We start from the raw sequence: 14,197 nt of genomic DNA, 5'->3' as shown, positions 1-14,197 counted from the left end.
TCTTTGGTTATAACTTTAATTATTTGCCAAAATAATTTTACCCTGATAATATTATTTTACCCCGATAAAAACATGTGGCTAAAATGAATACTAAAATCACCTATACTGCTTTCACTGGAAGTACACTTATTGCGAGTGATTCCCTTGTTGAACTTGCAAAAAAAATAAAAGATCTCCCTAAAACAGTGGAAAATATTCTAATTTTTAATGATCAAACAGGTCAACAAATTGATCTTGATCTTTCTGGTTCGGAACAAGAATTTCAACAGCGTTATGATGAACCGGAAGAAATTAAAAAAGTTGGACGACCTAAACTTGGAGTAATTTCGCGTGAAATCACTTTACAGAAAAAACATTGGGATTGGTTAGATCAACAAAGTGCGAGTGCATCAGCAGTGATTCGCAAGTTAATTGATAAAGAGTTAAATAACCCAAATTCTGAAGGCAATATTATGCTCACCAAACAAGCCATCGATCGTTTTATGTCTGCGATGTTAGGTAATATGCCAAATTACGAGGAAGCAACCCGCGCCTTATATCAAGGTGATCAAGATATATTTTTAAAGATGATTCAGAGCTACCCTAAAGATTTGAGAGAATATTTAACTTTAAAAACTCAAAGTATTTTCTAAACTCAATAAAAACCCGCTTACGCGGGTTTTTAGAACTCATTTCAATCTATTAAAGACGAACCAATTCCACGATTTTTTCTACCGCTTCTTCTAACGTTTCAGCAGTTATCTCTGTATCTGTGCCATCCACAGAAGTTGTGATAATTACAACACCCGTCTCACGCAATAGAACCAATTGCTCAGCTGTTAAGCTTGCTTTCACAATTGCAACTACACCTTGTTGGATCAATAAACTTTCTAAGGCTTGAGCTTTTTCAATTAATTGTGCAGAAACACCAATAACAGCAGGTTTTTGACCTAAACGAGCAGCACGGTCTTCGGCAGTAACTGGATTGCTATGAGCCGTCCATTCTACCGCAGACTCAACCATACCCGCACCAACCGTTACATTGCTTAAACGATCAATGAAAATAAATGAACCTGTGTATCGTGAATCTTGATATTGATCAAATACGACTGGCGCATCAAACTCAACAACAACGTCTGCAATTGCATTTAACTCAAGCTCTTCTACCTGAGTATGCTCAAGTGTATTTACGTTCACACGATAGTGAATATTGGTCACTTTGGCTGGAACAGTTTGAGTACCAATCTTAACGTTGTACAACTTGCCCTTCACCAGTGGATGTTCATTCATCCATACCACTGAAGCACGAACACTGCGTGAAATTAATGGCTGTTCACCTGCACGTACTAATACATTGCCGCGGCTAATATCAATTTCATCGTTCAATGTTAATGTAACGGCTTGCCCCGCAACTGCATGCTCAAGGTTACCATCAAAAGTGACGATTTCTTTAACTGTTGAGCGCTTACCTGATGGTAATGCAACAATTTCATCACCGACTTTAATTTCACCCAAAGCAACAGTACCAGCAAAACCACGAAAGTCGAGGTTCGGACGGTTTACATATTGAACTGGAAAACGGAATTCATGTTTGTTCGATTCGCGACTAATTTCCACAGACTCAAGAATACTCATCAAGGTTTGACCCTTATACCAAGGAGTATGAGCTGATGGATTTACAACGTTATCGCCATTTAAAGCAGAAATTGGAACAAACAAAATATTAGCTGGGCGACGATCACCTAACTGGCTAATGAAAGCATCATATTCAATCTGAATTTCAGTAAAGCGTTCAGGTGAATATTCAACCAAGTCCATTTTATTAATGGCAACAACAATATTCTTAATACCAAGTAAGCTTGCAATAAAAGTATGACGACGTGTTTGTGTTTGCACACCATAACGCGCATCGATCAAGATAATTGCAAGATCAGCAGTTGACGCACCTGTTGCCATGTTACGGGTATATTGTTCATGCCCAGGTGTATCAGCAATAATAAATTTACGCTTTTCTGTCGAAAAATAGCGGTAAGCCACATCAATGGTAATACCTTGCTCACGCTCAGCTTGCAAGCCATCTACAAGTAATGCCAAATCTGGTGCATCACCCGTAGTTCCTACTTTTTTACTATCACGCGTTACAGCTTGCAATTGATCTTCGTAAATCAATTTTGAGTCGTAGAGTAAACGTCCAATTAAAGTACTTTTACCATCATCTACGTTACCGCAAGTCAAAAAGCGTAGAAGGTCTTTTTGTTCATGTTGCTTCAAATAGGCCAAGATATCTTGACTGATTAATTCTGATTGATGAGACATTGCTCAAACTCCACAAATTTAGAAATTGTCTTAGAAATAGCCTTCTTGCTTTTTCTTTTCCATTGAGCCCGCTTCATCATGGTCAATCATACGACCTTGACGCTCAGAACTAGTGGCTAAAAGCATCTCTTGGATAATTTCAGGTAACGTATCTGCTTCAGACTCAACTGCACCAGTTAATGGATAACAGCCAAGCGTACGGAAACGTACAGACTTCATCTGTGGAACTTCACCCTCTTTTAAACGCATACGTTCATCATCAACCATGATTAATGTACCGCTACGCTCTACAACTGGACGAACATCAGAGAAATAAAGAGGAACAATTTGAATATTTTCTAAATAGATATATTGCCAGATATCCAACTCAGTCCAGTTAGATAAAGGGAATACACGAATACTTTCACCTTTGTTCACTTTACCATTGTAAAGATTCCAAAGTTCAGGACGCTGGTTTTTCGGATCCCAACGATGTTTACTATCACGGAATGAATAAACACGTTCTTTTGCACGTGATTTTTCTTCATCACGGCGTGCGCCACCAAAAGCAGCATCAAATTGATATTTATCCAAAGCTTGTTTCAAAGCTTGGGTTTTCATAATATCTGTGTATTTTGAACTGCCATGATCGAATGGATTAATTCCAGCTTCACGACCTTCTTTATTTTGATGAACAATTAAATCGAAGCCATGCGTTTTTGCCATGTTATCGCGAAATGAAATCATCTCTTTAAATTTCCACCCAGTATCTACATGTAATAATGGGAATGGAAGTTTAGCTGGATAAAATGCTTTTAACGCCAGATGAAGCATTACTGCAGAGTCTTTACCTATTGAGTAAAGCATCACCGGATTTTCAAATTCAGCAGCAACTTCACGAATAATATGAATGCTTTCAGCTTCAAGTTGCTTGAGATGTGTGAGTCTTGATTCAGTCATGAACACGTCCTTCTCTATCCATTTTGCCCATAAAATCTAGAAGTAGTGTTAAACCACCACCTAGAAGACCATGTGGAGGAACGAGTGCCATAACAACTCCAATTTTTCGTGATAGATAATCCAACCACAAGCCTTTATATGGCTTATAGCATTAGTTATGCATTATAGTGATTTAAAACCGATTTCTTTTGCTTGTTTTTTCATATTGATATTCGATTTCATCATATACAGGTAATATGCTGATTCACTTGCATAACTTGGCAATCGTAACTTGTGTAGCCAACTTAAGCAAATCATCATCTACTCTTTAGATTTCTCTAAAAACCATAAAAAAAGAGAAGCCTTAATAGCTTCTCTTTTCTAAAGCATGGTCTAATCTTAGAAACCAAACATTTTACGTTCTAGTGGAATTTCAATCCCAATAGATGCACCTGAATCATTACCTACCAAATCGGAGTCACTAACCCAACCATTAATTTTTAATGGAAGATCAGGTTTAATGTAATGCGTCCAAGTTAAATCAAGGGCTTTGATTTTATCTTCTTTAGGGAAAGCTTTATTAATTGCTAAATTAGATTCATTCACTTTAACGACCATTGCACGACCACTTAAGCGGTTCATCGGGTCAAAGCGAATATCACCACCTACTGAGTACATTTGACCATCACCACCAATTGGATGTCCTAGAGGGAAACCATGTTGATAATAACCGTCTGTATATTGATGGTGAGTATATGAAACTTTACTTACCTCGCCATTAGTACGCGTATCAGCCCATTCAGCATAGAGTTGATAAGGCATATTTTTAACTATAGAAGAATAATCAGCACCAGCTAAATACATTTTCTTTGATGGCAAGTAACCCGCTTCATCTTCACCAATATATTGTCCATAAACGCTGACTGGAATATCAAATAAAGGTTGTAGATGTAAACGAGCATCAAAACCTGCTAACTGATTAGATGGGTTATCTACACCAATACAGTCAGTATTTGTACAACCATTATCTTTACCAATAAATGCATTCCAATAAGCTTTAAAGCTATCTGGCTGGCCTTTACCACCAATCTGGAGTGTCCGTGAAGCACCAATTTCTAATGCTGGAACTGGACGCGCAGTTAGACGCATACCCATTAATTTAGCATGAGGAACAGCTTTGTAATCATCTAATTGACCTCCAAATAATTGGTATTGCCAAGGCCCAATCCAAGATAACCATTTATTTTCAAAAGCATCTTGTACAGCACGCTGCATGGTTACACCATACACTGGACGACTTGCATCACCACGAATTAAACTACCATCATGCCCTGGGCCCCACCATGTCGGGATTTGACCTGCAACAACCCATTGGTTCCAGAGTTTACCTGCTACATAAGAGCCTTCTACATTGGCATCATGTCCACTGTCAATTTGAGGATCTTTTTCTGCGTTTACTCGGATTTTTGCATCCCAGTTTTCACCACCTGCATTAAATTCTACAGAACCTTGATACTGTGATTTTTGGTTATCTCCAAATGCTTGCGGAATATTCTTGATATCTGTCCCAGCAAAAGCACCTACTTTAACTGTGTCGTTATCTGCTTTTAATGCGTTAAGAACTGAATTAATAACTTTTTGTTGAGCCGGATGAGTTACTTTAGCCTGAGAAAGTGCGCGTTGAATTTCATCGCCACTTAAAGGCCAAGTAGAAGTGCTAATGTTAATAACACCTTGTTGATTCAACCAATTTAAATCTGTACGTAAATCATCATTATTAAGCACCAAACCCTGGGCAAAAACAGCTGATGAGGCAGTTGCCAATATTGCAATCGAAAGTGTTTTTCTTAGAAACATGCCAGCCAATTCTCAAAGTTATTTATGAGCAACACCTTAAATTTTTTATCACAACTTTGCAATTGTTAAACTGTGCAATTACATTTTTTAACGCTATTTTAAGATTAGTGTAAATAGGTAAGTTTTTGAGATATATAGGTAATAAAAAAGGCAGTATTTATACTGCCTTTTTTGTCTTTAGAGAAGATTAACCTTCTTTACGACGCATGTGCGGGAATAAAATTACATCGCGAATACTTGGTGCATCAGCAAACAACATAACCAAACGGTCAATACCAATACCCTCACCAGCTGTAGGTGGTAAACCATATTCCAGTGCTTCAACGAACTCTGCATCGTAATGCATTGCTTCATCATCACCAGCATCTTTCTCTGCAACCTGAGCTTGGAAACGTTCAGCCTGATCAATTGGATCGTTTAACTCGCTAAAACCATTTGCCAATTCACGACCACCAATGAAGAACTCAAAGCGATCGGTAATGTGCGGATTATCATCATTACGGCGAGCAAGTGGAGAAGTTTCTGCTGGGTATTCAGTAATAAATGTTGGCTGACGAAGTTTAGTCTCAACAGTTTCTTCAAATACGATCGTTTGAAGCTTACCCAAACCAAAACCAGGCTTAACTTGTTCTTTTAATTCTTCACGAATAAATTGAGCAAGGAACTCACGGTCGCCAACGTTTTCAGGCGTAAATTGCGGGTTATTTTCTAAAATCGCATCAAACATAGAGATTTTCTTGAATGGACCTTTAAAACTAAATACTTCACCTTGGTAAGGCACATCAGTTGTACCTAAAATATCAAGGGCTAGCTTTTCAAGCATGTTTTCAGTTAATTCCATCAAGTCTTTATAATCAGCGTAAGCTTGATAAAACTCGATCATCGTAAATTCAGGGTTGTGACGCGTTGATACCCCTTCATTACGGAAGTTACGGTTAATTTCAAACACACGTTCAAAACCACCAACAACTAAACGCTTTAAATAAAGCTCAGGTGCGATACGCAAGAATAAAGGCATATCCAAAGCATTGTGATGTGTTTCGAATGGGCGTGCAGATGCACCACCTGGAATCACATGCATCATTGGCGTTTCAACTTCCATGAAACGTTCATTGTTTAAAAATGCACGAATACCTGCAACAACTTTAGCGCGGATTTCAAAAGTTTTACGTGTTTCTTCATTCACAATTAAGTCAAGGTAACGTTTACGGTACTTAACTTCTGTGTCATTTAAACCATGGAATTTATCAGGTAACGGGCGAAGCGATTTCGTTAAAAGCTCAAAACCTTCTAGGTGAACATATAAGTCACCTTTTCCTGAGCGTCCGATATAACCTTCAGCAGCAATAATGTCACCAAGGTCTAAACCTTTAATGGTCTCAAGAATATCTTTTGGTAAACCTTTACGGTCAACATATAACTGAATACGACCTGTCATATCTTGAATAACCATGAAAGAACCACGGTTTAACATGACACGACCAGCAATTTTCACATAGACATGCTCAGCGCTTTCAATTTGCTCTTTCGACTGATCTTTAAATTGTTCTTGTAGATCAGCAGCGTAGTGTTCACGCTTAAACGTATTCGGCCAAGGACTCTTTCCAGTTTCCTTCGCAACATCTTGGATTTGCTTTAATTTGGCATGACGCTGTGCAATTAAATCGTTTTCGGAAATAGTTGGTTCAGAAGTCGATTGAGCGTTTTGTTGCGTCATCTCTGCCTCGATTAAGTAAAAATTAAGGGCTATATCTTAACAGATTGCGGGAGTTTTTCGAATGATTTCAATCAAACAAAAATGAAAAAGACAATTTTATAGAACCGAACACTACTTTTTAAAGGCAAAATGACTTAGACCAATCGCTAAGATCATTTTTTAAAGCATTTAGTAAAATATAAAAAAATCCAAATAACCTCGATATTCAAAAGGCCCTATTTGCCTTTTATTTTATCAATGAGATTGTGTAGTAAATAATGAAAATTCTATTTTTGCATGGCTTGGATTCTACTCGTGAATCGACAAAGTTCCATGCCATTTTACATCCTGAAAAATTTTGTATTGACGTCGATTATCGTAACTTAAGTTATGCATCTGTTGAGTACTTTTACCATCAGGCAATTCAGACGATCAAACCAGATTTATTGGTGGGCCATAACATTGGAGGCTATTGGGCACTAAAAACTGCTGCTCAACATAAATTAGCTGTGATTGTGGCGAATCCAAGTCTTACACCTAATTTTCGGGCAGACTATCCTCAACTTTCTGAAGAAGAGCTCACTCTCTCTAACCCTAAAATGGCGTATTTAGAATTAGGAGATGAGCAACTTGATATGTACCATGTTCAAGAAAAACTTGCTCCTTATATGAATATTGAGACTTTTGAAGGCGGGCATCATCGCCTAGCCTATCCTTCGCGAATTAATGATCTCATTATGAAAATTTATAAAAAATATTTGGCTTAAGTTTATATCGTTTGATTTTAGAAAAACCCGTTTATAGGTGAGTAAACGAAGTACTATTTTACTTCTGCCATTTTTTTAACTACATCAAAGCCTTGAACAAAGCCACTTTTCAACATGCCCATATATTCAGGCAAGGTGGCCAACTCAACTTTTAAAGTAGTTATATTATCTTTTTGAGTTAGAAAATATTTTTCTAAGGAACCACTCCAACCTTTAACCTCTTCACTTTCTAAATCTTCTTTACCCTCCTTAATCATTCCCAAATGTTTAAAAATCAATATTTCCGGTTTTTGCATTTGTTCAATGGTAGAAACCATCCCATTTCCTTCACCGTCCAGAAAATAAGTTTTACCACCTATTTGCCAGTCAGTACGCATAGAGGAATCTGGCGCAAAGAATTTCGTCCAAGCATTATATGTTTCACTATTCCAAAGGATGTCCCATACTTTTTCTATAGGCGCCTCAATTTCCACTTCATATACTAAATTTTCCATATTTCACTTCCCTGATTTATACCGTCTTAATGACAGAAAATTTTAATTTTCAGTTTTAATAATGACATTCTGTAGCATCGTAGTTTGTTGTTATTTAGCTTTCGTATGAGATGAATCTTTTAAATGATGAGGTACTCTTTATTTCAGCATATTTTCATCAATAAAATTAAGTCTAAAATTAACGATAAGAATGCATTAGTTATTATTAGTTTATGGCCAAGTTTTGCCTAAATAACCACTTATTTGTCCTAACCTGCCATTCATCTTTGCTTACGAATGATTAAACTCCGTTATTTACTTTACTTTGAATGTAGAACTGCGTAAAAATTTGATATCCGATCAAAGGCACATTGGTTATTATTGACCGGATCGTAGTTACATTATTAATAGATGGAATAGTTTTACTGAAAGGCAGCTTTGAGCAAACTTATCAGTGCGGAGAGTCTCATGAAAAAATATCAATGTATCGTTTGTGGATGGATTTATGACGAAGCGGAAGGTTGGCCACAAGACGGCATTGCAGCTGGAACAAAATGGGAAGATATTCCAGATGACTGGACTTGCCCTGATTGCGGCGTTTCAAAAGCTGACTTCGAAATGATCGAAATCTAAGAACTTAAAGTAAAAGGCCATGATCGACATGGTCTTTTTTACGAATATTCCCAATCACCGTATTAAATAAATAATTCTAACTCTGGAGAAAAAAATGCATCCTATCGTCATTATCGGATCAGGCATGGCGGGTTATACCTTAGCACGTGAGTTTCGTAAGCTTAGCCCAGAGCAAGAACTTGTAATGATTTGTGCGGATGATGCAGTGAATTATGCAAAGCCAACATTGTCAAATGCATTTGCAGGTAAAAAAGCACCTGAACAAATTCCTTTAGGCGATGCTACAAAAATGGGAACTCAACTCAATATGCGTATTGAGCCTTTTACTTTTGTAAAAGAGATTTTAGCTGAACACCATGAGCTTGTTCTTAAAAAGGATGGTGTAACGTCTAAGCAACCCTACTCAAAACTAATTTTAGCCGTGGGTGCTAACCCAATTCGCCTTGCAATTGCAGGTGATGGTAGCGATGACATTCATGTCGTGAACTCACTGATCGATTACCGCGCTTTTCGTGAAAATCTAGCTCAGCGTAAAGACAAACGTGTTGTTATTTTGGGTGCTGGTTTAATTGGTTGTGAATTTGCCAACGACTTACTTCATAGTGAATATGACATCACAGTCATTGATTTGGCTCCTCAACCATTGGGGCGTTTACTTCCAGCACATATTGCGTCTGCTTTCCAGCACAGTCTTGAGGAAGCTGGAGTAAAATTTGCCCTAGGAACCACCGTTGAAAAAGTGAGTAAAATTAATAATGGCGAAGATTATGCGATAACACTCGCAAACGGACAAACTTTGGTTGCTGACATTGTTCTTTCTGCGATTGGATTACAGCCAAATATTTCGCTTGCTCAAAGTGCTGATATTCAAACGAGCCGTGGTGTTATTACCAATGGCTTACTGGAAACAAATCAAGCAGACATTTATGCAATTGGGGATTGCGCAGAGGTAAACGGTACTTTACTTCCCTATGTAATGCCGATTATGCAACAAGCTCGTGCCCTCGCAAAAACACTTAGTGGACAACAAACTGCCGTTCACTACCCTGCTATGCCTGTTGCAGTAAAAACTCCGGCAGCCCCACTTACAGTTTTGCCAGCTCCAGTTGATGTAGAAATAAACTGGGAAACAGAAGAGTTCGACGATGGTATGCTTGCTAAAGCAATTGACAATGAAGGAACATTACGTGGTTTCGTATTATTAGGTGCAAGCGCAGGTAAACAACGTTTAACTTTGACAAAGCTTGTTCCAGATCTTATTCCAGCCCAAGCATAAGGTTTGTATCAGGAATGCTCACTTAGAGAGTATTCCTTTAAGGAATGAATAACATGAATAGCGCCTTACAGTTTAACATTTCACCTTACACATCTTTCATGCAAGAAACCAAAGTCAACTTAGGCAATGGAATTGAATTACATGTAGAAATAGGTGGAAAGCCAGAACATCCAACCATTTTGCTGATTATGGGCTTAGGTGCTCAAATGCTATTTTGGCCGGACTTTTTCTGTAAATCGCTCATTGATCAAGGTTTTCGTGTTATTCGTTTTGATAACCGTGATATTGGCCTTTCTTCAAAAGTACGTCATGAAGGTAAACGGTTAAATACCATGAAACTGATGGGTCGCTTTGCATTGGGGTTAACTAATCAGGGCGCACCTTATACTCTGCATGATATGGCAGATGATGTATCCATGCTGATTGATCGTTTAGGCGTGACCAAAGCACATGTGATTGGTGCATCAATGGGTGGGATGATTGCTCAAATTCTTGCAGCAAAATATCCAGAAAAGGTTGAGAAATTAGGGCTTATGTTTACAAGCAATAATCAGCCCTTTTTACCACCACCATTTCCAAAACAACTTTTGAGTTTAATTGGCAAACCAGAGACGCGTGATGAAGAAGGGATTGTTAATCATAGCTTAAAAGTATTTCAACTAATTGGTTCACCTGGTTATATCAACCAGATTGAAGCAATACAAACTGCACGTAAGCTTTATCAACGTAGCTACTATCCTGCTGGTGTACTTCAGCAGTTTTTAGCAATATTATGTACAGGCTCCTTACTACAACTAGACCGTGACATTAAGCAACCTGCTTTAGTCTTACATGGCTCTCGCGATCGCTTACTTCCACCTAGCCACGGTAAGGCTGTAGCAAAAGCAATTTCCGGTGCTAAGTTTGAATTAATTGATGGAATGGGGCATGATATCCCTGCACATTTTATTCCACAGCTTAGCGGTTTATTTGCGCATCATTTTAAATCATCAGACTAGGACACTATGGCTGCATTACCCTCACTAAGACAGCTATCATATTTAGTTACGTTGTCGGAAACTTTGCATTTTACTGAAGCAGCACGCCGCTCTTTTGTCACTCAATCGACGTTATCAGGCGGCATCATGGAGCTTGAACGGTTATTAGGTGGCGTTCTGGTAGAACGTGATCGTCAGAATGTGCGTTTAACACCTTTAGGTGAACAAGTCGTTGCTCGTGCCCGTGTACTACTAGCAGATGCTCAAGATTTAATGCGTTTGAGCCGTGAAATGAGTGAACCGTTAACAGGTGATTTGCATTTGGGTGTTATTCCAACCATTGCACCTTTTATCCTGACACGGTTACTTGATGAAGTGCATCAGCAGTTACCAAAGATTCAACTGCATTTGCATGAAGCACAAAGTGAAAAAATTGTAGAGCGTCTAGAACACGGTAATCTAGACATGATCGTTCTTGCTCTACCATTTGACACTAGAGGTCTGAAAGTCGCTGAGATTGCGAAAGAAAATTTGTACCTTGTATGTAGTAAACAAGATGCGAATGCGCTTCAAGCAAACTCTCTAGATGATCTTGATTTATCAAGATTAATATTGCTTGAGGAAGGCCACTGTTTACGTGACCACGTTTTGAGTGCGTGCCCTATCGGTGAGCGTAAGAACGACAACCGTTTAAAAGCAAGCTCTTTACCAACGTTAGTTGAAATGGTTTCTTCTGATTTAGGCTTTACGCTTTTACCAGAAATTGCAATTGAAAATAGTATGATCAAGTTTAATGATCAGATTACTGCAAAACCGATTGAAGATGCACCGAGCCGTACTTTAGCACTGGTGACTCGTAAAAGTACGCCATTGCAAAGTGAGTTCGATGTATTACTGCAAATTATGCAGAAAATCACGACAAGATTACATGAATAAAAAAAGGAGTCTTCGGACTCCTTTTTACTTTATAGGGGTGTTAAAGATGCCCACTTAAACACCCAAGCAGATTGCATATTTAAACTATTATGATTTATGCAAGAACCACTTAGAAAAACCAACTAAATTACTTTAAATTTCAGCTAATTAAAAAAGCCGACAAAATGTCGGCTTAGATTTAATCTTGAGAGTTCATTATTTAATGATTTCCAATAATGCCCTTTGAGCATTATGCAATTTTTCACCCTCTGCTGGTTCAGCACGAATCCAAGTACCATCACCTTGTAACAACCAAGCCTGCTGATTATCTTGTAAATAGTTCACCAGACCTTGCTGGTAAATACGTTTTTTCAATGCAGGGTCTTCAACAGGGAAACATGCCTCAACACGATTAAATAAATTACGGTCCATCCAATCTGCGCTTGAACAGTAAATACGTGCATCACCATTATTACTAAAGTAATAAACACGAGTATGCTCAAGGAAACGCCCTACAATTGAACGCACTCGAATATTCTCTGATAAGTTAGGCAAACCCGGGCGTAAACAGCAAATCGAACGAATAATCAGGTCAATCTGAACACCAGCCTGAGAAGCTTCGTATAATTTATTAATCAATTGAACTTCAGTTAAGGCATTCACTTTAACAATAATTTGGGCTTTACGCCCTGCCTTAGCATTTGCAATTTCGTCATCAATAAAGTTAATGAGCTGAGCATGTAGAGTAAATGGCGCATGTAATAGCTTTTTCAATTTCGCCATTTTACCCATACCCGTTAATTCTTGGAATATACGATGTACATCTTCACATAGATCTTTATCGGTCGTCATAAGACCATAATCTGTGTAAATTCGAGCATTCATGGCATGGTAGTTACCTGTTCCTAAATGAACGTAACGTACCAATTTGTTGTTTTCACGGCGTACCACCATAATCATTTTGGCATGAGTTTTATAACCTACAATACCGTAAACAACCACAGCCCCCGCTTCTTGCAAAACGTTCGCTACTTCAATATTTGACTCTTCATCAAACCGAGCACGCAATTCAATAACAGCCGTTACTTCTTTTCCATTACGTGCCGCTTCTGCCAAAATCTGTACAATTTCTGAGTCAGCACCACTACGATATAAAGTCTGCTTGATTGCCAAGACTTGTGGATCACGAGCAGCTTCACGCAGTAATTGAATTACAGGTGCAAAAGATTCAAACGGATGATGGAGTAAAATATCTTGTTTCTGCATGGCCGAGAAAATACTCTCAGTCTTTTTAAACACTTTAGGTACAACTGGTGTATGTGAATCATAACGCAAATGAGGGCGTTTAAAATTTGAAACCAAACGAGCTAAGTTTACTGGGCCATCAACTTTATATAGCTGTTCATCGGTTAAATCGAATTCTTCTAATAAATACTCATAAATATGCTGTGGACAGTTATGAGTCACTTCTAGGCGAACCGCTCGACCAAAACGACGAGAACTTAATTCACCCTTTAAAGCTTTAGCTAAATCTTCAACATCTTCATTTAATGCCAAATCTGCATTACGGGTAACACGGAATTGATAACATCCAGTTGCTGTCATTCCAGGGAACAAATCTGACACGTGTTCATGGATAATTGCAGATAGCATGACATGGTGTTCTTTACCACCTGTTAATTCATCTGGTAATCGGACCACACGAGGTAATGAACGTGGTGCTGGCACTACAGCTAAATCAATTTGACGACCAAAAGCATCTTTACCTTCTAGTGTCACAATGAAGTTTAAACTCTTATTCACCAGACGTGGGAACGGATGGGCCGGGTCTAAGCTAATTGGCGTTAATACAGGTGCAACTTGCTCCTGAAAATACTTTTTAATCCATGCCGACTGTGCTGGTGTCAACTCACCGCGACGAAGAAAACAAATATCCTCTTCGCGCAGTTTAGGTAAGATTTCTTCATTTAAAATGCGATATTGACGTTCAATCGCAGCATGAGCAGTTTCAGAGATTTGTTGTAAAACCTGTCTAGGCGTTAGGCCATCTGGGCTACGGCTTTCATTACCTAAAGAAAATTGTTCCATAACTCCCGCAACACGAATTTCAAAAAACTCGTCTAAATTACGTGAGAAAATGAGCAAGAAATTCATACGTTCAAGTAATGGATGTAAAGGGTCTACTGCTTGTTCCAATACACGCAAATGAAAGTCAAGAATAGACAATTCACGATTTATATAACGGTCATTATAACTATATTCTGTTGGGGTCGTTGCTGTAATCGCTGTATTCATGTCTAACTCTATCTCTTTCCAACCAAAATCTCTATCAATCAGTATGCTTCAAAATTATGTCAATTTGATAAAAACTAAAAAAATAACACATCTTT

The 14,197-nt window shown here is 38.2% G+C and carries 13 protein-coding genes; 6 read left to right on the top strand and 7 right to left on the bottom strand.

The genetic code is table 11. The features are described from left to right. Positions 1-74: 74 nt before the first annotated feature. Complete coding sequence (locus tag I5515_RS11835; RefSeq protein WP_199967066.1) at positions 75-632, top strand: DUF2239 family protein; 558 nt, start codon at positions 75-77, stop codon at positions 630-632. 49 nt (positions 633-681) lie between these two features. Here I5515_RS11835 and cysN read toward each other — a convergent pair whose 3' ends face one another. From cysN to lysS, 5 genes are all read right to left on the bottom strand, one after another. After that, positions 682-2,295 (bottom strand): sulfate adenylyltransferase subunit CysN, encoded by a 1,614-nt coding sequence (gene cysN, locus I5515_RS11830; RefSeq protein WP_199967063.1) that lies wholly within the window; start codon positions 2,293-2,295, stop codon positions 682-684. A 30-nt stretch (positions 2,296-2,325) separates the two neighbouring features. Then, entirely contained in the window at positions 2,326-3,234 is a 909-nt protein-coding gene (gene cysD, locus I5515_RS11825) for a sulfate adenylyltransferase subunit CysD (RefSeq protein ID WP_199967055.1), read from the bottom strand. Next, positions 3,227-3,358: a hypothetical protein gene (locus tag I5515_RS11820; RefSeq protein WP_199967047.1), complete on the bottom strand. Its 132-nt coding sequence runs from the start codon at positions 3,356-3,358 to the stop codon at positions 3,227-3,229. Before I5515_RS11820 ends, cysD begins: the two co-directional genes overlap by 8 nt. 254 nt (positions 3,359-3,612) lie before the next feature. After that, positions 3,613-5,070, bottom strand: a complete 1,458-nt coding sequence (locus I5515_RS11815) for a capsule assembly Wzi family protein (protein ID WP_199967044.1) — start codon at positions 5,068-5,070, stop codon at positions 3,613-3,615. A 187-nt stretch (positions 5,071-5,257) separates the two neighbouring features. Next, complete coding sequence (gene lysS, locus I5515_RS11810; protein ID WP_199967042.1) at positions 5,258-6,787, bottom strand: lysine--tRNA ligase; 1,530 nt, start codon at positions 6,785-6,787, stop codon at positions 5,258-5,260. A 257-nt stretch (positions 6,788-7,044) separates the two neighbouring features. Here lysS and I5515_RS11805 point away from each other — a divergent pair, with 257 nt between their 5' ends. Further along, the gene (locus I5515_RS11805) at positions 7,045-7,533 is read left to right on the top strand and encodes a YqiA/YcfP family alpha/beta fold hydrolase (protein ID WP_199967040.1); all 489 of its coding nucleotides are present in this window, start codon (positions 7,045-7,047) and stop codon (positions 7,531-7,533) included. Between the two features lie 53 nt (positions 7,534-7,586). On the opposite strand, the gene I5515_RS11800 is transcribed toward I5515_RS11805, so the two are convergent. Continuing rightward, the gene (locus tag I5515_RS11800; protein WP_199967038.1) at positions 7,587-8,027 is read right to left on the bottom strand and encodes an SRPBCC family protein; all 441 of its coding nucleotides are present in this window, start codon (positions 8,025-8,027) and stop codon (positions 7,587-7,589) included. A 447-nt stretch (positions 8,028-8,474) separates the two neighbouring features. Here I5515_RS11800 and rubA point away from each other — a divergent pair, with 447 nt between their 5' ends. The 4 genes from rubA to oxyR all read left to right on the top strand — a co-directional run bounded on the left by rubA (position 8,475) and on the right by oxyR (position 11,828). Then, positions 8,475-8,639: a rubredoxin RubA gene (gene rubA / locus I5515_RS11795; RefSeq protein WP_000760495.1), complete on the top strand. Its 165-nt coding sequence runs from the start codon at positions 8,475-8,477 to the stop codon at positions 8,637-8,639. Between the two features lie 94 nt (positions 8,640-8,733). Continuing rightward, positions 8,734-9,915 carry a rubredoxin reductase RubB gene (gene rubB, locus I5515_RS11790; protein WP_199967036.1) on the top strand — a complete coding sequence of 394 codons (1,182 nt, stop codon included), beginning with the start codon at positions 8,734-8,736 and terminating at the stop codon, positions 9,913-9,915. Positions 9,916-9,968: 53 nt separating this feature from the next. Further along, positions 9,969-10,913 carry an esterase EstB gene (estB, locus tag I5515_RS11785; RefSeq protein WP_199967033.1) on the top strand — a complete coding sequence of 315 codons (945 nt, stop codon included), beginning with the start codon at positions 9,969-9,971 and terminating at the stop codon, positions 10,911-10,913. Positions 10,914-10,919: 6 nt separating this feature from the next. Continuing rightward, positions 10,920-11,828, top strand: a complete 909-nt coding sequence (oxyR, locus tag I5515_RS11780) for a LysR family transcriptional regulator OxyR (protein ID WP_199967031.1) — start codon at positions 10,920-10,922, stop codon at positions 11,826-11,828. 195 nt (positions 11,829-12,023) lie between these two features. Here oxyR and ppk1 read toward each other — a convergent pair whose 3' ends face one another. Then, positions 12,024-14,102 (bottom strand): polyphosphate kinase 1, encoded by a 2,079-nt coding sequence (ppk1, locus tag I5515_RS11775; RefSeq protein WP_199967029.1) that lies wholly within the window; start codon positions 14,100-14,102, stop codon positions 12,024-12,026. Positions 14,103-14,197: the final 95 nt, after the last annotated feature.

Origin of the sequence: Acinetobacter calcoaceticus (genome assembly GCF_016508255.1) — a bacterium.
Classification (GTDB): Bacteria; Pseudomonadota; Gammaproteobacteria; order Pseudomonadales; family Moraxellaceae; genus Acinetobacter; species Acinetobacter calcoaceticus_E.
This window is presented reverse-complemented; position numbering and strand designations above follow the sequence as displayed.